Annotated in this window: 13 protein-coding genes; 2 read left to right on the forward strand and 11 right to left on the reverse strand. The window is 38.7% G+C overall.

All coding sequences use genetic code 11. The annotated features are described in order from the left end of the window. Window positions 1-5,441 (reverse strand): endonuclease (locus GQR60_RS00005; protein ID WP_160463369.1); only part of this gene is annotated, 5,441 nt, incomplete at its 3' end. 585 nt (window positions 5,442-6,026) lie between these two features. On the opposite strand from GQR60_RS00005, the gene yccS reads away from it, so the two are divergent. Next, complete coding sequence (gene yccS / locus GQR60_RS00010) at window positions 6,027-8,171, forward strand: YccS family putative transporter (protein ID WP_225441288.1); 2,145 nt, start codon at window positions 6,027-6,029, stop codon at window positions 8,169-8,171. Window positions 8,172-8,219: 48 nt separating this feature from the next. Here yccS and GQR60_RS00015 read toward each other — a convergent pair whose 3' ends face one another. The 4 genes from GQR60_RS00015 to GQR60_RS00030 form a co-directional block, all read right to left on the reverse strand. Further along, window positions 8,220-9,290, reverse strand: a complete 1,071-nt coding sequence (locus GQR60_RS00015) for a ferredoxin--NADP reductase (protein WP_124990978.1) — start codon at window positions 9,288-9,290, stop codon at window positions 8,220-8,222. 144 nt (window positions 9,291-9,434) lie between these two features. Continuing rightward, complete coding sequence (locus GQR60_RS00020; protein ID WP_148096526.1) at window positions 9,435-9,806, reverse strand: hypothetical protein; 372 nt, start codon at window positions 9,804-9,806, stop codon at window positions 9,435-9,437. 222 nt (window positions 9,807-10,028) lie between these two features. Next, complete coding sequence (gene tdh / locus GQR60_RS00025; RefSeq protein ID WP_225441289.1) at window positions 10,029-11,060, reverse strand: L-threonine 3-dehydrogenase; 1,032 nt, start codon at window positions 11,058-11,060, stop codon at window positions 10,029-10,031. A 243-nt stretch (window positions 11,061-11,303) separates the two neighbouring features. Continuing rightward, on the reverse strand, window positions 11,304-12,740 hold the full coding sequence (locus GQR60_RS00030; protein WP_124990980.1) for a site-specific DNA-methyltransferase: 1,437 nt from the start codon (window positions 12,738-12,740) through the stop codon (window positions 11,304-11,306). Between the two features lie 194 nt (window positions 12,741-12,934). Here GQR60_RS00030 and GQR60_RS00035 point away from each other — a divergent pair, with 194 nt between their 5' ends. After that, on the forward strand, window positions 12,935-14,242 hold the full coding sequence (locus GQR60_RS00035) for a DEAD/DEAH box helicase (protein WP_124990981.1): 1,308 nt from the start codon (window positions 12,935-12,937) through the stop codon (window positions 14,240-14,242). A 134-nt stretch (window positions 14,243-14,376) separates the two neighbouring features. On the opposite strand, the gene GQR60_RS00040 is transcribed toward GQR60_RS00035, so the two are convergent. From GQR60_RS00040 to GQR60_RS00065, 6 genes are all read right to left on the reverse strand, one after another. After that, window positions 14,377-14,787 (reverse strand): BT0820 family HAD-type phosphatase, encoded by a 411-nt coding sequence (locus GQR60_RS00040; protein ID WP_124990982.1) that lies wholly within the window; start codon window positions 14,785-14,787, stop codon window positions 14,377-14,379. 116 nt (window positions 14,788-14,903) lie between these two features. Beyond that, complete coding sequence (locus tag GQR60_RS00045; RefSeq protein ID WP_124990983.1) at window positions 14,904-17,291, reverse strand: GumC family protein; 2,388 nt, start codon at window positions 17,289-17,291, stop codon at window positions 14,904-14,906. 42 nt (window positions 17,292-17,333) lie between these two features. After that, a complete protein-coding gene (locus GQR60_RS00050) occupies window positions 17,334-18,128 on the reverse strand; it encodes a polysaccharide biosynthesis/export family protein (RefSeq protein WP_124990984.1) in 795 nt (264 codons plus the stop codon). Between the two features lie 46 nt (window positions 18,129-18,174). Further along, entirely contained in the window at window positions 18,175-19,578 is a 1,404-nt protein-coding gene (locus GQR60_RS00055) for a sugar transferase (RefSeq protein ID WP_124990985.1), read from the reverse strand. 143 nt (window positions 19,579-19,721) lie between these two features. Next, window positions 19,722-20,468, reverse strand: a complete 747-nt coding sequence (locus GQR60_RS00060; protein ID WP_124990986.1) for a WecB/TagA/CpsF family glycosyltransferase — start codon at window positions 20,466-20,468, stop codon at window positions 19,722-19,724. A gap of 49 nt (window positions 20,469-20,517) precedes the next feature. After that, window positions 20,518-21,720, reverse strand: coding sequence for a glycoside hydrolase family protein (locus GQR60_RS00065; RefSeq protein ID WP_124990987.1), 1,203 nt, complete (start codon window positions 21,718-21,720; stop codon window positions 20,518-20,520). Window positions 21,721-21,771 lie beyond the last annotated feature (51 nt).

Here is a 21,771-nt window from a genome sequence, read left to right on the forward strand (position 1 = left end):
TGAGAAGCCTTATTTACGGTAAACGTTCTGCTTACTGCTTCTGCTGCTTCGTAGTTCTCATTACCTGCCTGCACCGCTTTTACAACAACTGTTCCGGCTCCGGTAAGTGTCAGTTCTTTTCCGGATAGGGTTGCCGGGCCTGATACCAGTTCGAAACTGACTTCCAATCCTGATGAAGCACTTGCTACTAATTCGAAAGCAGCAGTACCGTAAGTTTTATCAGCAAGAGCCTCGAAAGTGATTGTTTGCGATTTTTTACTGATTTTGTCCGAACGTAATTTTAAACGCAGCAATATAGGATGATGATCGGATATGCTGACATTCTCCTCGCTTGTATTGTTGGTCAGAACCTGATATTCATCGTACAATTCATTGGAAATGGTAATGTGATCGATATTGGTACTTGAAGTAATTACATGATCGAAATAATCTTTGGTTTCGAACCATGATGCATAAGGAGAGGAAGCCCCGCTGGTCATACTTCCTTCTAAATAATCGTTGTAATCACCCAAAATCACCAAATTGTCGTTGGAATAGTTGGTATTCAACTCATTCATCAGGAATTTAGCATCAGCCAATTTTCGGGAGTGACTATCCTGACAACACTTGGCGTGAATGTTCACCAACTTGATGTTCTCTTTCATGCCATCAATGAATACCTCTGCTTCGAATAGATATGGCAAACGTCCCGAAGCCCAGAAACTGGAAGCATCGCCTGTGTACCCATCAATGGATGCGGTAGATGTATCGGGGTATAAATCCGTAAACATCGAGAAATCGCCTAAGTTACTCACTGTTGTTTGGTTGTAGATGTAACAAATGCGCTGAGCCGGATAGTCTGTACTTGGTGCTGAATCGTCGTGAGAATATCTTGCACCCATACTGGCCGCATACAAATCTTCTCCCGCCAAAACATTTAGCTTCTCAACCAAAGGCTGCAGAAAATCACCATTTACATTATCGGAAACCAATTCCTGAATGGCATAAATATCGGCATCCAATTCAATAATTTTCTCGGAAACAGCAGTCAACTGCTCATCGAAAGAAGATGCATGTTTCGACATTGTTGGAGATCCAAACCACTCCACATTCCACGATACAATATCAAGGGTTTTATCTCTACCCAAAGTTGAAGCGTCAGCAATTTCGGTTGATGCCAAAGAGCTTACAGCGACAACAAGCGATTCGGCCGCTTTTGCTTTGTGAGTAATCGTTCCTGCAGATCCGTTAATAACAGCTGTTTTTGGAGCAAAGCGAACTGTAATCAATACAGGTGAAACTTCTGATTGGTCAATACTTAGCTTTGATTCATAAGTACTTCCATCTAAAGAAATTTCATAATTATCGCTGGCCTGAATGCTGATATCTCCCTCTATTTTATCAAAATTTAATTCATATAACATCGGCTCACTAACAGCTCTAACTTCAGTAAACGGAAATTCCAAATCAGCAATAAGATTGCTTCCCAAACTTCCAGTTAATGGAATTTTATTTCCTTCAACCACCACATCATCTACCTGATAGGTTGTAGTAACAGAACTGCCGTCGCCGGTATATTTAAAAGCGATGTATGCTGTTCCTTCGTATGCAGACAAATCGATATCGCCGGATTCTACAAAGTCGGCTCCATAAGCAGTATTGTTTCTTTCATCAATTGCGGCATCCAATTTTTGCCAGGTGGCTGCACTTACATCGCCGCCATCGTAATCTGTAGAAATTAACACTTCTAACGCAAGACCTTTAAAATAACCATTCTTGGTTTTAAAAGTCAGTTTCTCATTATTATAGGCATCCAGATCCAATTCTGGAGAAATTAACCACGAAACCACTTTACCAGTGGCTTTGTAGGCCGATATTTGCATGTACTTATTACTTGAAAATTCTGTTATTGCCCAATTTCTGTCGCCAATTTCCGATTTCAAGATCCAATTGCTGTGCGTATCCGTTTCGAAATCCTCGTGTAAAAATGCAAGAGGAACCAATGCCGGATCTCCCTCGGTACCTGATACAGCTATCGACTTGGAATTTTCGCCGCTTGTAATTTTCAAATCTCCTGTCACCTTTGCTGAAACAGCTGATTCGGGAACAAATTTCACAGATATTGTGGTCTCTGCAATAGTTCCATCCGCAACGGTTAAAGCCAATGAGGAAGAATAGTTGGTGCCGTCTTTGGATATCTGAAAATGCTGCGGAGATGTTATGCTCACATTTTCGGTTAAGGAATTTGCCGATACCGTAAAAGTCTGAACGGATGACTCTTCACCAAATTTCACCATGCCGAAATCGGCCAATGTTCCTGTAATTTTAATTTTAGCAGGCTCTGTACCAATTCCGCCATTCCATTCCTGCGCCTTGGCTTCTCCAAAAATGTACTGCACCAATTCAGGATGATCAACAAACGGATTTCTATTGTGCTGATACCCATAAATCACATTATTTCTTCTTACTTCATACGGATCAACAGGATCTTCCTCGTGCCATTTCAATAAATCGGACAGCTTTCCGTGACGGGCTGCCGATTCAGTTTCCTTGCACTGATCATCAACGGTCATATCCCAACGGGTTGCCATGTAGAAAATCATACGGGCAACATCACCTCTTGCTGATTTAGGTGGAGTATATCCCGGAGCCACATCGGCAAAATCACGACTGCCACGCACACTGTTCTCCTGAGCATCGGTAGCTCTTAAATGATGACCATCGGTACCTGGCCCATCTGAAGTCCCAAAACCGCCATGCGACTTAGCCCAGGTGTGTTCTCTGTTCCATCCTGTACTACCCGATACGTGAGCTGTTTTTGCAATACCTTCTTCAATATACATTTGCCAGACTTGTGAAGCATCTTTCGGATTCTGATCGCCATCTTCACACATGTTCCAAACGGTGCTGTACGATTGAGCTTCTGCTCCGGTCTCAATTATGGTATGAATATGCTCACGCAATGCAGTTCCGTTAAATCCAACAGCACTGCTGTAATAATCGGCCGGAATTTTCACACTTCCCATATGATGACTTGGACTTACTGTCTGTACATATTCTTTTGGTGTTAGGTTCACTACAACACTTCCATCTCCATTGGTTTCCGGAGCCAAATAAACGTAGTTAGCCAAAATGCTTCCGGTGCTTCCATCATTATCAGCAATACTAATTGAAGCACTAACATTTGTTCCCAATTGAATTCCTGCAGAAGGATTCGAAATGGAAACCGTCATGCTTTCAGTGCCCTCAACATCGGCATCATCAACAATGGTAAGACTTGCACTTGCCGTGCTTTCGCCTGCCGCAAATGTAAATTGTGCTGCTGAAAGTGTGTAATCTCCTGCAGTAATTCCCGTACCGGAAATATTCACATCAAGAGTCTGGCTTTCGCTTACCGCTTCACTTGCAGTTGCTGTTAAAGTAATTACTGTTTGATCGGCTTCGCTGGCTGTTGCGGCAGATAAAGCCAAATTTACAGAAGTCAATGTTGGTTCCCCTGATAGATTAACAATTACCGAATTTCCTTCGAAGGAAGCATGACCACTGTACGTATCTCTAAATCCGTCAAATTTAATTTGTTTGCCCAAATTTTCAGGATGATCCTGTAAATTCCAGGTATCACGATTTGCTCCTGCTTCCAATTTAAGATTCAGGCAATGGTCAAAATTGGTCTCATTCTGAGAATCAGCAATAGAAATATAGTAAGCGTTTGTAAATGGTGCTTCAAAATCAGTACCTACCGAAACAATATAACCATAGGCATAATACTCGGCAGAAGTTTCGGACAAAGCCAAAGCCTCGTTTATAGTAAAAGGACTCGTTTCCGTTCCGTCATTACCTGCACTATCATTATCTGCTATGCTAAGAACTGCACTTACTGTTGTTCCCAACTGAATTCCTGAAGAAGGATTCGTAATGGAAACCGTCATGCTTTCAGTGCCTTCAACATCAGCATCATCAACAATGGTAAGACTTGCACTTGCCGTACTTTCGCCTGCCGCAAATGTAAATTGTGCTGCTGACAGCGTATAATCTCCTGCTGTAATTCCCGTACCGGAAATATTCACATCAAGAGTCTGGCTTTCGCTTACCGCTTCACTTGCAGTTGCTGTTAAAGTAATTACTGTTTGATCGGCTTCGCTGGCTGTTGCGGCAGATAAAGCCAAATCAACAGTTATTGCAGTCCCAGTGCTGGCATTTGATTTTCCGGGAGTTGGAATTCCTGCAATAAAAGCGGTAGTGTTTCTAGCTCCGCCTTCTCCGTCAGTTGCCCTGTATATGGAATGATTTACCATATCGCCCGAAGCATTCTCGTTAATTTGTCCGCCTTCGATTATTCCTGCCAACAATCCAGGATCATCTGCATCATCGGTATCATAAGCTACAAAATCGACTAAATTCTCTGTTGTTACAGCTGTATTATTTGGAAAATCTGCTGCCGGCGCTTTATACAAGGCAACAGCATCGGCTCCATTCTGAAGCGAAAAACCTGATGGAGACAAATTTACGTTTGCAACCTCGGTACTTCCGATTACAAAAAAACCTTGTGCATTGGTCGTCTGCCCGGCAAGATCATAAGTTGCATAAGACAAATCATTACTCCCATTGTAAAAAACCAAAGCGTATCCATCCAAAGAAGTATTCCCGGCTCCTCCGTCGTACAATTCAACAAATTCCTTTGTGTCTGTGCTTGCCTGATCGCAATCTAATTCGTTAATCAGTAAACTCGAAACTACTGGTATTTCAACACTTACTGTCACCACGTATTCCTGACTCGATCCATCTTCTGCAGTTACAGTATAAGTCACCGGATTTGTAAAATCCTGAGATGCACCACTTGCCGGCAAAACAGTTGCCTTATCGGATATTTCAATTACAGGACTAAGGGTTGTTACATTAGTCGATTCCGGTAAAGTTACACCAATTGTATGTTCGCCTTCGTTAAGGGTTCCGGCTTTGCCATCAATCACAAATGATGTTATGGTCTTTGCCGAACTTTGAACCGGAGCAGATCCATAGGCAGTCCATTCTATATCATCTATTAAAGTTCGTTCGGTTGTTTGAAACTTAAAAGTAAAGTCTCCATCTACATTTATTTCTTTGGAATAGTTAGCAACATCAGTACTTTCAGCACTAATGCTCTCTATTAAAATGTCATTAATGTAAATTGAAATTTGAGAATTACTTGAAAAAGCTTTTTTGTACTTGAAACTTAAATTTCCTACTCCTTTAGTAATGGATGACGAAGTTAAAATTCCACCTTTCGGAAATCCGTTCTTTCCATTTGATCCAATTAATGGCGTGATGCCGGTAATACTTGCACCTTTTGCACCAACATCCAAACTCCATGTAATCTCATTAACTCCAATCCAATCTGGGATGGCATTAGAATAAGACGTTGATGAATATGGATAAGTATCAAAATTTTCCAATCCCTGACCAAAACTGACTTGGGCGGACATCATAAATAAAGTAAGTAATGTCACCAGACACCACCTCTTACATGTGTAAAATGAAAACATAGGCTTAGTAGTAATTAAAAAAATAGTTTGAAAATGAACTTTTTCAAGAAGCGTGTACAAAATGGTTGTTTTGAGCATCAAAAATATACAAAATATCAAATAACCGAACATATCAATGTTAAGTTTATGTATCCTTTTGATTAACATTCACTTTTTGATTACGAGCTATCTATCAGCACATAAAGCTCATTCAAACATCATATAAAAAGAGTCTTATATCCCTTACGTTAAAGGAACAATATAATAACTGGATATTTGTGGCTTTAGCCAGCTGAAACGACTTTTTCGCTGCACATAGAAGACATATTTTTGGGGGAGGTGTGTACAAAATATCTAAAACCAGTAGCAGACTTTTTTTATTGGCTGGCATATTGCCCGAAGCTTTTCAATAAAAGGATTTATTAAAACTCTTGCAGGTCATAGATACTGTTTGGATTTAGCAAATTGCAAAGCTAAATTAATACGATCGGGCAGTATACTTATTTGCTTCTGTTATCTTTGTATTTGAAAAACAAAAACCGATACATGAAGAACAAATTGACACTTGACAGATTTCAGGGAAAAGGATGGTATGAATTCATGATTAAGAATTTATGGAGGTATCCAAACAGATTGCTGGCGCTAAAAGCAGCAATTGCCATGAGTATGCTGCTGATTCCATTTGTTGTTACTGGTTCTGCAAATATGGGTTTCACTCTGGCTTTGGGTGCTCTGGCTGGTGCTCTTTCCGAAACCGATGATCATCCCAAAGGACGTGTGAAAACGCTGATTCTTACCATTATTAGTTTCATTATTTCGAGTTTATCGGTCGAATTACTGCTTCCTTATCCAATTCTGTTTGGCATTGGATTAATTGGTTCCACCATTACATTTATTGTTTTGGGTGGACTGGGTGAGCGATACAGAGGCGTTACGTTTGGTGCTTTACTCGTTGCTATTTATACCATGTTGGGTGCTGAGATTTCGCCAAACTGGTACTGGCAACCTTTGCTTTTGCCTGCGGGTGCCTTGTGTTATGGAATACTGTCTCTTATTTTACTTATTCTTCGTCCAAACAGACTATTGGAAGAGCAATTGGCTCAGGGATTCGAAGATCTGAGCCTGTACATGAAGGAAAAAGCCCGGCTTTTCCCAAGTGATTCCAAGTCGCAGGAAAAAATCAGAGGTCGTTTGGCTACCTTAAATATTCAATTCATCAACTCGTTGGAAAGGTGCAAAAATGTACTCAACTCCTACTCCGATGCTTTGGATAATCCGAACGAACTGCGCCCTTACCTGCATAAATTTGTACTCTTGCAAAGTTTGCACGAAAGAGCTTCTTCGAGTCACGAACGATACGACCTGATAAGTGATGAAGCAGACAACACGGAAGTTCTGGAAGGTTTGGGGCAATTATTACTGCAATTATCACTTGCCTGCCACGAGGTTTCGAAAAGCTTGTTAATGGGAACAACTTATCAGCATCCGATTTCATTCAAATGGACAATTGCAGCCTTGAAGGATAAAATTAAAAAACAAAATCCTACAACAAAAAGTACTAATCTTAGCTTGCTGCTCCAAAATCTTACACAATCTCATCTTTCATTACAAAACATGAGTTACTATTTAGATTCGGGATTACTTCCTAAGGTTGACAGAGATACCAAAAGCTTATGGCAAAAACTAAGAGAGCAATTGAACTGGTCACATCCGCGATTTAGATATGCCATCCGGTTGAGTACCTGTTTTTTGATTGGCTATTTTCTGATTTTGGGTTTTCATTTGGAAAAAGGATATTGGATTTTACTAACCAGTTTATTTGTATGCCAGCCAAGTTACAGTGAAACCCGGAAAAGACTGTTTCAAAGAATTATTGGAACTCTGAGTGGTGTTGTGACTGGTGTATTGTTTGTACAAATACTTCCTACTCTTGCCGGACAGGTAATTTTGCTGCTGGTAGCTGCTTATGCCTTTTTTGTGTGGCTGCGAAAAAACTATGCTCTAGCGGTTGTGTTTGTTACCATTTTTGTCATCGCGGCTTTTAATCTGATTGCAGGAAAAGGGATTGTTGTTATGGAAGCGCGGGTAATGGATACTATTATTGGTGCCGTTTTGGCTATAATAGTGGTTCGCTTTATGTGGCCCGATTGGCAATACAAGCGTTTGCCCAACTTACTTTCAACTGCCCTGGAAAAGAACCGAAACTATTTCACCTCCATTTTGCAGGAATACAAAGAATTAAATGAGGATGATTTGAATTACCGCATTGCCAGGTATCGTGCAAATCAGGCTGATAATGCACTTGCTTTATCGTGGCGGGGAATGAAACTGGAGCCAAAAAAACATCAGAAATTTCAAAAACATGCCTTTGCTTTAACTTATCTCAATCATGCATTACTATCCTATTTATCGGCCTTAGGAGCACACCGCGACATCAAAAACTACATCAGCGATGATCAGTGGGAAATGTTTGGAAGTATAGAATCAGAATTAAGCAAAGCTGTCAGTGGCTTACAAAAGTCGGAAGCTTGTGACCCGACCCAAAGTCTTAAAACATTCATTGATAATTTAGGACAAAAAATTACTGAAATTGAACGGGGAACTGAACGCCAAAAATTGGTTTTGCTTTACAATATCGCTGAAGTTACCGAACAGTTACTGGAGGAAGCATCGAAACTGTTTCAAGAATAAATTAACGGTGAGTGTTGTGCTGTTTTTGCGCAGACTCACCGCTTCATATTATTTGAACTCTATTTTCACTTTGGCAGTTTGCGCCAGCGACTGACAGGTTAAGATTACATTGTTCTTTACATCTTCGGCACTCAGAGCCATTGTTGCCTTCATTTTCACCTCCCCTTCAATCAGATGAGCTTTGCAGGTACCACAAATACCACCCTGACAAAAATAAGGAGCAGGGGCGCCAATTCTTTTCAATCCTTCTAAAATGGTTTCGCCCTGCGCTAAGTGCAGCTGAAATTTTTCATTCCTGATTGCTGCATCCACCAAAGCATTCTCCACTGCAGTTAGTCCCTCTTCGTACTCAATAGCCTGAGTGGAAAAATACTCAAAATGAATGAATTTTGACGAGACTCCCATATCAATCAACGTATCACTAACCATTTGATTCATTCCATCCGGTCCGCAGATATAATATTCTGAATTTTCAGGAGCGGCTGCATTTTCAAGAAGAAAAGATTCTACCAACTCCTCATTTATCCGGCCACGTTTACCATCCCATGGAGTCAGTGAGAAATCCAGAAATCGTTTCGAAAGGGTTTGAGTAATTTTCAAACGATCAGGATATTTTGCCTGCCACTCCAATAATTCATTGTAAAATAAAATTTCGGGAATACTCCTATTTCCATAAAGCAAAAACACCTTACTATTTGGTTCTGCCAGCAATATGGAACTTAACATTGAGTAAATTGGCGTAATTCCACTTCCGGCAGCAAACAAATAATAGGACTTACCGGCCTTTTCATCCGGATTTACCGTAAAATCTCCTTGAGGAGTGGATATTTCTACAATATCTCCTGCTTTTAAATTGTCCGCTATGTAATTGGAAATCAATCCGTCTTTCTGAATCTTTACTGTTACCTGATACAAACCTTTTACATACGGCGAGTTGTGCAGGGAATACATTCTAAGTTCTTCCTTGTTGTTTACATCAAACCGAAAACAAAGGTGTTGTCCCGGATGAAACTTAAAAACCGATAACAGTTCATCTGGTATTTGAAAGCTCAGTGTTACAGCTTCTTTTATTGGCTTGTGAATTGCAGCTATAGGTATGCGGTAAAATTCCTGTTCCATAATATCCGGGATTTATATAGTTTCTGCATTAAAATACGGATATTCTGGCTCATTTGAGCATGCATTCTTTTTCTATAGATAAACGGGAAATAATATTTAAACAAATAGCTGTTTCTTAATTTTGATAAATGATCTAATACAAAATCACCTGCTTTGCAACCAATCCATAGCTATTTGCCATGTTGAAAACACCTTAGCATTGTAACGAGGATCATTATTAGCCATTTCACTTATCATTCCATATGCTGTTGAAATAGGTTCTGTGCGCAACAGAGCGTGTATAATAATCCTGTTGCCGGCAATCTGACTCACCATAATTTGATTAATCTGATCCACTTTATCGATGTCAAAATCAAATACTGCAAGAGTAGCATCTTCTAAAATCCGCAATGAACCGGGCAAGTTATTGTCCTTACTGATTTTTTCACAATAAGCACTCATCTCCTTAAAATCAATTCTCCCAATCAATTCTACATTCAATATGTTTTTTTCAGAGCAATATCGCATATTCACCATAACCAATTTCCCTCTATATTTTACATCAAACTAATCAAGGTCTTACAAAGACTCTAACTAATAGACACTTAAAAAAGATAAATGGATGAATCAAAATCGAAATAAAATTTCCAAAAACGATCATAAATCGATGAAACAAGCTTACTGTGCAAGACAAATATTTTCAGATTACAAAAAAAGCCCAGGCAATGCCTGAGCTTTAAACTATATTTTTAAGAAAATTTATTCCCAATCGAGAATCACTTTCCCACAATTTCCTTCTTCCATAATATCAAATCCTTTTTGGAATTCATCAGCTTTAAAGCGATGTGAAATCATTGGAGACAAATCCAATCCACTCATCAACATCTGCTCCATTTGGTACCATGTTTCGTACATTTCACGTCCGTAGATTCCTTTTAACTGAAGTCCTTTGAAAATGATATCGTTCCAATTTACTTTTGTTTGCGGAGGCAAAATACCTAAAAGAGAGATCTTACCTGAGTTGTACATATGAGAAACCATATCGCCAAAAGCTGCTGGTGCACCTGAACACTCCAACCCTATATCAAAACCAATCATACCCAAATCCTTAATTGCGTCATCAAGACTCTCTGTTAAAGGATTAATTACACGATCGGCCCCCATTTTCTTAGCCAACTCAATTCTGTAAGGATTAGTTTCGGTTGCCACAACGTAGCGGGCTCCAGCAAATTTTGCAATTGCCACACACATACTTCCAATTAAACCTGCACCTGTAACCAATACATCTTCTCCGATAATAGGCCACGAAAGAGTAGTATGTGTTGCATTTCCAAATGGATCCATGATCGCCAAAAGCTCATCACTAATGTCATTGCTCATTTTCATCAAATTCGACGATGGTATGGCTGCATACTCGGCAAAAATACCGTCGATATTTACACCAATTCCAACGGTGTGTTCACACACGTGTTTACGTCCGCGTCGGCAGTTTCGGCAGTGTCCGCAAGCTATATGACCTTCGCCTGTTACACGGTCGCCAATTTTAAAACCAGTAACACCGGCTCCAATTTCAGCTACCTCTCCAACATACTCGTGCCCGATAATCATTCCCGGTTTAATGGTATTCTGTGCCCATTCATCCCATTTATAAATGTGAAGATCGGTACCGCAAATAGCTGTTTTTCTAATTTTTACAAGAACATCGTTTACTCCTACTTTAGGAACATCAACTTCTTCCATCCACAAGCCTTTTTCTGCTTTGGACTTTACAAGAGCCTTCATTTTAGTCATTGTCGTTTTGTTATATTGTTGTTGTGTAAGTATTTAAATCTCTGCAAATATGCTTGTTGTATATTTGATTAATCTATCTCGAAAGTATAAAAACTAAATTAGATTTTCAATATCCATTTTGTAAAAATATCCCGATCCGTATCACTTCAATAAAAGCTTTCTGTATAACGATATCAGAGCAAGCCCAATGAAGAATGAAAGCGGTTTGAATTTCAAAAATATACCGACATTACTCTCTTTGTTTTATTTCTCAATTCTATAAAATCGGAACCCTGTATCAAGCTTAGGATACAACTTTCCGGCTCGCACGATTCGATCTCTTGCCAAATCTGAGATGGTAGAAAAACCCATTCTGCCAGCATCAGAATCCTCTTTTACCAATTCTGTATTCTGAACGCAAATAAAACGGCGCTTAGAAGCTTGCTTTTCGTTTAATTTGAAAACAGCATGAGGCATTGACGCCGAGCCGGCAAAAAGATCCAAAATCAAATCGCCATCATCGCTTAACTGCTCCAAAATCACAAGTAGTAAATCGGTTGGTTTTGGATATTTAAAGGGCAAGCCTTCGGGATATAATTCTTTCAATTCCCGGGTTCCTTTGCTTGTTGGAATATCAGTAATAACTGATGAAATGGGATTAAAAATACTCTTGAGCTCCGACTTGTACTTTTTCAGCAAAAAGCGCTTTCCTTCCTCTTTGGGAAAGATCAACTTTCCTGAATCGAACCACTCGGCAACACGCAGTTTCGAAAAAGCCCAATATCGTCCCGATGGAGGTAAATATTCCTCTTTTGTAAAGGGATTGGCAATCACAAAACGGGAATTGGAATTGCCGCTTGCTGCTGACGGATTATCAGGAATCCAATCTCCATTTGGGTCGTTATCAGGATTTGAATAATTGGATAAATCCTTGAGCTCTCCTTTCAACTTAACTTCCTTTGTATTTTTGGCATAGAGCAAAATATATTCATGATTTGCGGCAAATAAATTACCCGAAACATTAGAGTTTGTTCGATTGATCCATATAAAACACCCAATGAAATTATCCTCTCCAAAAACCTCATTACAAATCAGCTGCACATTAGCCTTCTCACTTTCGTCAATAGAAACGGCTATTGCACCATCATTGGTTAACAGCTGTCGGGATAAAATCAATCGCGGATAAATCATGTTCAACCAATTGGTGTGAACTTCGCCACTTTCAATTTGATTTTTCAGTCCAAAATCAACCCGTTCAATGCCGGTACCATCCAAAAATTCAAGGTACTGATTCGAGCGGATTTTAAACCGGTCATTATAACCAAAATCATTACCTGTGTTATAGGGCGGATCGATATAAATCAATTTGATTTTACCCGAATAATCTTTCTGCAGTAAACGTAAAGCATCTAAATTATCACCTTCTACAAACAGATTTTGAGTCGTTTTTGGCTGAACAGATTTTGCTTTATCAAAAACCAGTTTGTCCGTACTTTCTTCTCGGGCTTGCATTGCTGCATTCTCTTTTCCGAACCATGTTAAGCCATAGTTCGATTCATCAACGAACTGATTAGTTTCCAAATAAATTTTAAGCTTCTGAATATCTAATTGATCTCCTGCAAAGACTTCCGGGAGAAGACTTTTCAGCTCTTTTATTTTCTTTTGTTTCTGATAAAAAGAGAGTAGGTTTTTTCCTTGCATAATAACAAGTCTGAAGTAATGTGATTTGTTTCACAAACCTACAACTTTTCAGTCTTGAATAAAAATTCCAAATCTTGATTTCCAGCAAAAAAAGCACTAAATAATACACGTTCAAAAGTTATTTCCAACTATTCGGGATCCCAAACTTTCGGGCATCGAGTTTTTGTTATCTTTGCGCCATGCAAGCAAAAAACATGGATACTAAAAAGATTTTAGAAAAGCTATCTATTCAGGAATTGAATGAGATGCAAAAGGAATGCGCGAAAGCCTATACCAAAAACAGCGATCTGCTTTTGGTATCCCCAACAGGGTCGGGAAAAACTTTGGCTTTTTTGCTGCCAATGCTTGCTGAACTGGATTCTGAAACAGATGCTGTTCAGACCCTGATTTTAACTCCTGCACGAGAACTTTCTTTGCAAATAGAGAGTGTTTTTAAAAGTATGGGGACTGATTTTAAGGTAAACTGCTGCTACGGCGGGCATCCAATGTCAACCGAAAAAAACAACTTAAAAACTCCTCCTGCCGTGCTTATTGGTACTCCTGGAAGAATAGCCGATCATATTCGAAGAGGAAATTTTGATTGCAGAAATATTAAAACTCTGATACTGGATGAGTTTGATAAATCTCTTGAATTAGGCTTTCAGAAAGAGATGAAGGAAGTTACACTAGCTCTGCCGTCTAAAATTAAAAAAATACTAACCTCTGCTACCAATAATATCGATATTCCGGATTTTACCAGGCTAAATTCGCTCATCGAACTGGACTTTATTCCCAATGCAAAACCGATTGCTTTGGATCAAAAGAAAGTAATATCTGTAGAAAAAGACAAATTGGCGACTCTTTTTCAATTGGTTTGTCATTTGGGAAATCAGCCAAGTTTAGTTTTCTGCAATCACCGTGATGCTGTGGAACGAATTGGAAAACATTTTTTAAATGAAGGCATTCAATGTGATGTTTTTCATGGCGGATTGGAACAGGATGATCGGGAAAGAGCCCTTCTAAAATTCCGAAATGGAAGTCATTACCTGCTGATTGTTACCGATCTTGCTTCGAGAGGATTGGATATTCCTGAAATTAAAAATGTGATTCACTACCAACTGCCAAGAGTAGAAGAAGCATTTACACATAGAAACGGACGAACAGCCAGAATGAATGCCGAAGGAACTTCCTACCTGGTACTTGCTCAGGACGAAACACCTCCGGAATTTATTCCTGAAAACATTGAAGTGCTTGAACTGGCAGAAGATCAACCATTACCGGCAGAACCTGAATGGGAGACTCTTTACATTTGTTTGGGAAAAAAAGAGAAAATAAATAAAATTGACTTGGTTGGATTCTTTTGTAAGGTTGGAAATCTGAAAAAAGAGGAATTGGGAAAAATTGATGTTCTCGATCACTCGTCATTCGTTGCTGTAAAAAGAGGAATGGGAGAAAAATTGGCCCGGAAACTTAAAAACGAACTTATTAAAAAGAAGAAAGTTAAAATTCAGGTTTCTTATTGATCTGAATTTGATTGTTGACACTTTAAATGAAGAGAAACTTTAACGCGTTCTTCAATAGGAAAAAAATCAGCAACCAAACATTCATCGTTCGCTAATATGACTTTTAGAAAGTTAAATTAGCTAACATAGAATAATCAATCACCAAAAATTTTATCGAGCAACCGACTAAACATCTTTTTAGTTTTTGATTCTTTATGCGAAATATAATTTTGTGTGGAAATGCTTCTGAATATGTGCTCCCATTCCGGCAATCCACCAAAATTGCGGTCATCAATGTATAAATCAGCATAAATTTTACGACTAATGGTGTCATCAAATTCCTCTTCAGGATAATTGCTGTTCACAGCATAGAATTCCAATCCTCTCTTTTCACAGTAATCAACCGCTTCATAAAGATTTTCTTCCGTTCTGTATGTCCATAAAATAATTTGATGACCTTCCTTTTGCAATGCGATCAGACTTTCGACAGCAAATGGAATTTCACTTCCAATTTCAGGATATTTATGATGTACAATGGTTCCATCAAAATCTACAGCTATAATCATAAAGAGAATATTTTAAGTATCAATCACTTATAAAAATATAGAATTCTTTTATTCTTTCTCAATGATTAACGAACAAAAATAGCCTGAATTGTTGTTCAGGCCATTTATTTACTCTTTTAATTACTGGAGACTTTCTCCCACAACCTTCGAACTATTCCCGGCGAACTGTCTTCATAATAATAACCGTTTCCACTTGTATTTCTTGAGGATTTGCCTTGATAACCATTCATGGAAACATCATTTAATACCAATGAAACGTTCGACAAAGTGCCTTTTACAGCCAACTGATTCACAAAACTAATCTGTTCCCGATGACTGAATCCTTTACGAAGAACAAACAAATTAGCATCTGTAAATTTGCCTGTAATGATTCCATCCGTAACCATGGAAAGAGGCGCATTGTCGATAAATATATAATCGTATTTCCCTTCCACTTCGCATAACAATTGCTCAAACCTGCCATTTTCCAATAGCTCAGCCGGATTTGGCGGCACAGGTCCTGAGGTTACACAGTGAAGGTTTTTGATGTGTGTTTTCTGAATGATTTCACTGCATTTGCTATGACTGATTAAATAAGTGCTTAAACCAAGCGCATTATCCAAATCAAAAGCGATTTCAATTTTTGGTTTTCGTAAATCAGCTCCAATCAATAACACCTTCTTGTTATTCATGGCAACAATGGCTGCCAGATTAACTGCCGCAAATGATTTTCCTTCTTCGGGTATTGTTGAATGAATCCCAATAATTTTAGTCGGATTATTGGGCAGTACATAAGTTAGATTTGTCCGCAAGGTTCTAAAAGACTCAGATATAGCCGATCGGGGATGATAAAACACAGGAACTGCTTCGTTGTATTTATTATGAGCAATAGTCCCCAAAATAGGAAGTTGTGTCTTCTTCATGATTTCTTCCTTATTCTGGATATTATCATTAAAGAATTCTTTTAGAATAATGATTAAAAAAGGAAGTCCAATCCCCAAAAACATGCCTATTAGTAAATTAATTGCTGTTTTGGGTTTTATTTTAACAATAGTCGCCAATCTTGCCGGATCGATTATTTGCGAATCGGACACATTAGATGCTTTGGCAATGGCTGCTTCCGCACGTTTTTTCAGTAGAAAAGTATAAAGTTCGTTGTTTAAGTCGAAGTTCCTTTTCATACTAACCAGTTTTTGCTCATGCTTTGGCATTCGGGCCAATTGCTCTCTAACGGTTTCCATTCTTGCGCTTAAACTCTGTACTTCGATTCGAGAGTTGGCCACCAGGCTTTGAAGATTTTCCTCTAAACTTTGCTGAATTAACTGAATTTCCTTATTCAGGATAACCAGACTCGGATTTTTCTCCTGAACACTATAAGAAAGCACTTCCCGTTTTCCGTACAAATCAGTCAATTTAGCCACTAATGCATCTAACGAAGGATCTGTAACACCTGTTATGGAAGGTGCTATAACTTGTTTCATTTGATTTACATCGTCTAAATTACGCAACAGATTTTTATAGTAATCCAAAGTAATTTGAGCCTTGGACAACTGACTTTCAAGATCCTCCACTTTTGCTACAATCACACCAGCCTCCTGCCCCAAATCAACAATTCTGTTTTTTGATCTGAAATTGCTAAAGCTCTGGCCTGCCATTTGAAGAGAATCCACGATTCCCTCCAGTTGAGAATCGATAAAACGTACCGTACTTTCAGATTTCTTATTTTTTTCGATCAAACCAAATTGAATGTAAACCCAATTCAATTCATTCAAATAATCAACTCCCCTTTCCGGTTCCGAATTATCTATTCGAAGATGAATCAATTCAGCCTTTTTCTCAGCTACACTAATAGTCATACTCTCCATATACGCGAGAGTAAGCGCATCTAAGTTATTGAAAACGAAAAAATAATTTTCATTCTTATCAATTCCCTCTTCTTTCTTCTTAAGTATAAAATGAAAGTAGTTGTTCTTAAACAGCTGATCGAAAAAAGCTACCTTTTCAAATTTAACATGTACTTCATCACCCTTATAATCAGCTTTCCCATCTACTTTAATTTTATAAGATTTATCATCAATCTGAACAATAGAAATTGGCAGGTTGGTTATATTAACCCCGTCCATTTGCTGAACTTCGAATGGTTCATGTCTATATAAACCTCTGTTGGAAAACAATTGCTTTTTATACCATGATTGATTCCAAGCCAAGTTTCTCATTGCCTTTCGGTTAATGGTATATGATTTAAGAATTTCTAAATGGTTTTGTATGTTTGCTTTGTCCTGAATTTTATAACCATCAAACATACTTTGTGCGCTGGTTTCCCCTGCATCAACATGAATTAAGAGAGTACTCCGCATCATGTAAACCGGATTCGAATACTTGCTGATAAAATAAGCCAGCAATATCCCCAAGGCTCCGCACACTGCAAATACCTTCCATTTCGACAACAATCGATAAAGAAATTCCTTCACATCCGGACCATCTTTTTGATCAAAATAATCCATTACTTCATCTACATACTTCATTGAAATAAATTTTGTGTTAGAATAATCACCAAGCGAAACAGCTTATTTGTTGGTTATTATTAAACTGGTTATCAATACTGCCGTTGATACTGTTGACAGCAAAATGCTGTAAACGGCCGAATTCATATTCGTATTTTTAATCCTGTGAGGTTCTACATAAACAACATCATTAGGCTGCAGAAAGAATGCTTTCGATTTTAGAAAATCCTTCTTTGTTAAATCCAAACGAAATGTTTCACTTTGTTTCTCGGAGGTTCGCATCACCAAAACACGGTCAATTTTTGCATATTCAGTGATTCCATTCGCCATACTAATGGCTTCCAGCACAGTTAAGCTGCTATTGTAATTGTAGTAAACGCCTGGAGTAGCAACTTCTCCCATAACACTTACTTTGTAATTTAAGAGTTTTACTTTAACACTTGCATCCTTTAAGTATTCGTCGGCCCTCTCCTGAACCTTAGCCTGAGCCTCGGCCTGACTAAGTCCTGCAATCCCTACTGCACCCAGAATTGGTAAAGAAATATTTCCATTTGAATCTACCTGATAACCATTTAAATACTGATCGGATTGCTGGCTGTATAATTGCTGTGAGCCTCCTATTCCGCCAACGCTTTGTGCAGGATTATACAATTGATTCACCTCTGGATTTAAGGATTTAATACTCACAAATAGATTGTCGTTTGTCTTGATCCGATACTCGGGAACTTTTGTTGTAAACTCGCTTGCCAATATCTCAGCACCGGTGTCCTGCAGGTAAACCAAATCTTTTTTTGATCGACAGGAAATGATACTCATTACTAAAATGAGGCTCATCAGAAATAAATATTTTTTATTCATGGTCTTGGTTTTTTTGTTGATTCTAGTTTAAATATATTGAGATTAACTATTGCCCTTCACCAGTGAACACAACTTTAATGGTGCTGAGAAATAGTATTAAATCCAGTTTTAACGACCAGGTGTCGATGTAAAGCATGTCCAGTTTCATCCATTCCTCGAAAGGAATATTATTGCGGCCAGACACTTGCCAGATACATGTTATTCCTGGTTTCATGCTTAATCGCCGGCGCTGCCAACGTTGATACTGCTGAACTTCGGAAGGTATTGGCGGCCGTGGACCAACAATCGACATTTCGCCTCTGATAACATTAAAGAACTGAGGCAGCTCATCCAAAGATGTTTTTCGAAGGAATCTACCTACACGGGTTACCCTCGGATCATTCTTAATTTTGAAAACCGGCCCCGATTGTTCATTCTGATTTTCAAGTTTCACCCGTAAGGCTTCAGCATTTTCAACCATTGTTCTGAACTTCAGACAATGAAAAATACGTCCATTCAGGCCTACCCGCCTTTGACGGAAAAAAACGGAACCTCCGTCTTCAATTTTTATTGCCACTGATATGGCTAACAAGACAGGAGAAATCAATACCACAATAACAAATGAAAACAGGAAATCGAGCATTTCCTTCACCTTAAGGGCAAAGTAATTTTTCGTATTATTGGCGAACGTAAGAAAAGGAAGTTCTTTAAAATAAGTAAGATGAGATCGCTGACTAACAACACTTAACAATTCGGAATAAACACGAAACGTAACTCCAACCTCGGAACAGGCATAAATCAAAGCCCGGACTTCTTCATTATCAAACTTTCCCTTGCAGTAAATTACCTCATCAACCACATTGGCATCGATAATTTCGCTTAGCTGAAAATGCTCGTGCAAAACCCGAACGTGCGACTCGTATTTATTTTTGATGTGTTTTCCATCCGACATAATCGCCCAAACATTGTATCCCCAATCGCGAATAAAAAGCATTCGGTCGATAAAGTGCAGATACGATTCATCATCTGCAACAATTAAAACATTTCTGGTATTAAAGCCTTTCCCTCTCAGCAATTTAAATATCCGGTAACTTAACATCCGAAAGCCAAAAAGCACTACAAGATTTAAACAGGCAAACAAAGCCAGAATTAATGTTGGTACGGAATCAGTGAGGAATAAACTTCCTAAATGCAGCAATCCTGAACTTATTACAACCATGGCAAAATATTCGGCAAACAATTCGGAGTAGGTTTTTACCCGAAGCATTTTACCCAGATTCAGCTCCTTTATCAGCGTGTACCAAATGGCGATAATCAGCAGGTAAATTGTATTGTTATCGTGAATATCAATATTTACCGGTCTTAAATAGGTAGTAACTGCCCAAGCCACCACCCAATAACAAGCAACTGATAAACCTACTTGCATGAGAGTACTCAAACGTGCAAGGGTTTGTTCTCTTCCTTTAATCATGGTTTTAAGGTTTTAAAGTGAAATTTTAAAAGACCACAGCCAGCTTTTCAAGTTGATGGTTGGTCAACGGCTGTCTGTATTCTGAGTTGAGTATTTTTTACAATAGAGATGCACACTTGCTTCTGTAAAATAGAAGTGTGGGTTTATCTGAAAAATTTTTGAATTCGTTCTTTAAATATGTAGTAGAGAAACAGAGAATTGGTTGTTAAGTATCTTTTCCACATTCGGCGGGGCTCCTGCAAAAAGCGGTAAAACCATTCCAAACCTGAGTTTTGCATCCAAAGAGGTGCTCTTTTTACTTTCCCTGCTACTACATCAAACGAACCGCCAACGCCCATAATAAAGGACACTTTTAGCTGATCTTTGTAGGTATTCAGAAAAATCTCCTTGGTTGGAGAACTTATGGCTACAAATAAAATATCTGCATTCGATGCTGCAATTTGTGCTGCAATATCTGCTTCCTGAGCTTTGTTAAAATACCCATTTCGGAAACCGGCAATTATTTCTTCTCCAAAAACAGACGTGTATTTTCGAACCACTTCGGATACCACTTCTTCTTTGCCTCCGAAGAAAAAGATTCTGTATTTTTTTTTAGCAGCCAAAATAACCAGTTCCTGCATCAAATCAACACCCGAAACTCTTTCCGGCAAAGGTTCTCCTAATAATCCCGCGGCCCAAACAACAGCCATTCCGTCCGCATTAATAATATCGCTGGCTACTACCGATTTGTATAACTCGGTATCGGTTTGCATGTGCACCAGTTTGGCCGCATTTACCACAATGTGTTGAATTGGCTTTTTATCCCGAATAGAATCGTCGATCAGATGAAGAGTTTCCTTCATCGTCAACACGTCAACCGGCGAGTTCATTATCGTAATTCTCTTTTTCATATGAGTATAATTTTAAGTTTTTGCCATATGGAACTCGCCAAACAGTCATTCATGTGTTTGTGAGCTTTTTCTCATGACTCGTTTCATATTCCGGTATTTTTATAGTTTCAACTAAATAATTCGATAAGGACAAAAACATCCAGGCTTGTGCCCATCGGATGTAAGGAATCTTATTTTTTCCGCGTTTCCCTAACTGGAAATAGAAATAACCGGATTGATCCTGAAGATTGTTGATGGTCCATTGTAAAACCCGATCAACCAATTCCTGATTCTCTTCCAACACATTTAAGCTGCATAGTGTAATGGGTAGTTGAGCCGGACAATGTATATCAATTGGATAAACTGAATTGCTGTAATATTTTGGCGTTCCGTCTTCGGCAAAAAAATTGGCTAAATAGTAATCCAATCCCAATTGAATTTGCCGGTCGAAGGAAGAATCCTTAGCATATTTTCGATAATCGGATAAGGCCTCGAGATTAAATCCGGTATGAAAATTATCAATCCAGCGATGATAAGGCAAAGTACCATACGACCAGGATCCATCGGAGTTTTGGTGCTTGATGCAATACCTTACCGATTGCTTTGCACAATTCAAAACTTCCTCCTCTTGTGTATAATGATAGATTCTCGACAGCATCCGGCTTCCTAAAAGAGAAGCATTAAAAACCTGAGTTTGATCCAATGGAGAATACGAAAAACAGAAATCCCCGTTTCCGTCGTAGGTTCGGTTCAAATCCTTCAAAATAAAATCTTTGATTCGTATGGCGGTCTCCAACAACTTTTCATCTCCCAATATTTCGTAGGCGTCCAGCAATGCACAGCCTACATAAGTTGTAACAACTACCGATGGTGTGCCTTTGGGTTGAAAAAAGGCTCTTGCCTGCCAATCAAAATTGTATCCCCAACAGGGGCCCCACCAGCCTTTCGATTGCATTTCCAATAATTTTTCGCTCAGAAAATGAATCCGGGATCTTACCTCCTGTGTTCGATCAAATTGATAGAGCTTACAATATCCACTAAGAAATAAACCAAGACCTTTTGGATTGTAATCCTTCTCAACTCTGGTAAGACCCCGGAAATTTATTGGACTTTTTTTAAATGCCTGAATCCAAATCAATCGCATTAACCTGCTGTTTTTCACAAAAGGAATGGACTGAAAAAGTTTGGAATTCAGGCCATCGTATGGATCCCAGCCTTTGTATTCCTGACTTTCGATATAGTTTCTAAGTTTCTGGAAACTTGCTTTGTACATATATTCTGAATTATAGATGTGCTGAGAAAACTTGTTCCGTGAGAAAAGTCC

The organism is Labilibaculum euxinicum (assembly GCF_009795715.1).
In the GTDB taxonomy this organism is placed as follows: domain Bacteria; phylum Bacteroidota; class Bacteroidia; order Bacteroidales; family Marinifilaceae; genus Labilibaculum; species Labilibaculum euxinus.

Bases quoted from the DNA above. Each gene is read 5' to 3' on its own strand.
- GQR60_RS00040 (WP_124990982.1), bottom strand. From the start codon at position 14,787: ATGATTATAGCTGTAGATTTTGATGGAACCATTGTACATCATAAATAT.
- GQR60_RS00015 (WP_124990978.1), bottom strand. From the start codon at position 9,290: ATGGAACAGGAATTTTACCGCATACCTATAGCTGCAATTCACAAGCCA.
- GQR60_RS00060 (WP_124990986.1), bottom strand. From the start codon at position 20,468: ATGAAAAAGAGAATTACGATAATGAACTCGCCGGTTGACGTGTTGACG.
- GQR60_RS00045 (WP_124990983.1), bottom strand. From the start codon at position 17,291: ATGAAGTATGTAGATGAAGTAATGGATTATTTTGATCAAAAAGATGGT.
- GQR60_RS00035 (WP_124990981.1), top strand. From the start codon at position 12,935: ATGGATACTAAAAAGATTTTAGAAAAGCTATCTATTCAGGAATTGAAT.
- GQR60_RS00055 (WP_124990985.1), bottom strand. From the start codon at position 19,578: ATGATTAAAGGAAGAGAACAAACCCTTGCACGTTTGAGTACTCTCATG.
- GQR60_RS00030 (WP_124990980.1), bottom strand. From the start codon at position 12,740: ATGCAAGGAAAAAACCTACTCTCTTTTTATCAGAAACAAAAGAAAATA.
- GQR60_RS00065 (WP_124990987.1), bottom strand. From the start codon at position 21,720: ATGTACAAAGCAAGTTTCCAGAAACTTAGAAACTATATCGAAAGTCAG.
- GQR60_RS00050 (WP_124990984.1), bottom strand. From the start codon at position 18,128: ATGAATAAAAAATATTTATTTCTGATGAGCCTCATTTTAGTAATGAGT.
- GQR60_RS00020 (WP_148096526.1), bottom strand. From the start codon at position 9,806: ATGGTGAATATGCGATATTGCTCTGAAAAAAACATATTGAATGTAGAA.
- yccS (WP_225441288.1), top strand. From the start codon at position 6,027: ATGAAGAACAAATTGACACTTGACAGATTTCAGGGAAAAGGATGGTAT.
- tdh (WP_225441289.1), bottom strand. From the start codon at position 11,060: ATGACTAAAATGAAGGCTCTTGTAAAGTCCAAAGCAGAAAAAGGCTTG.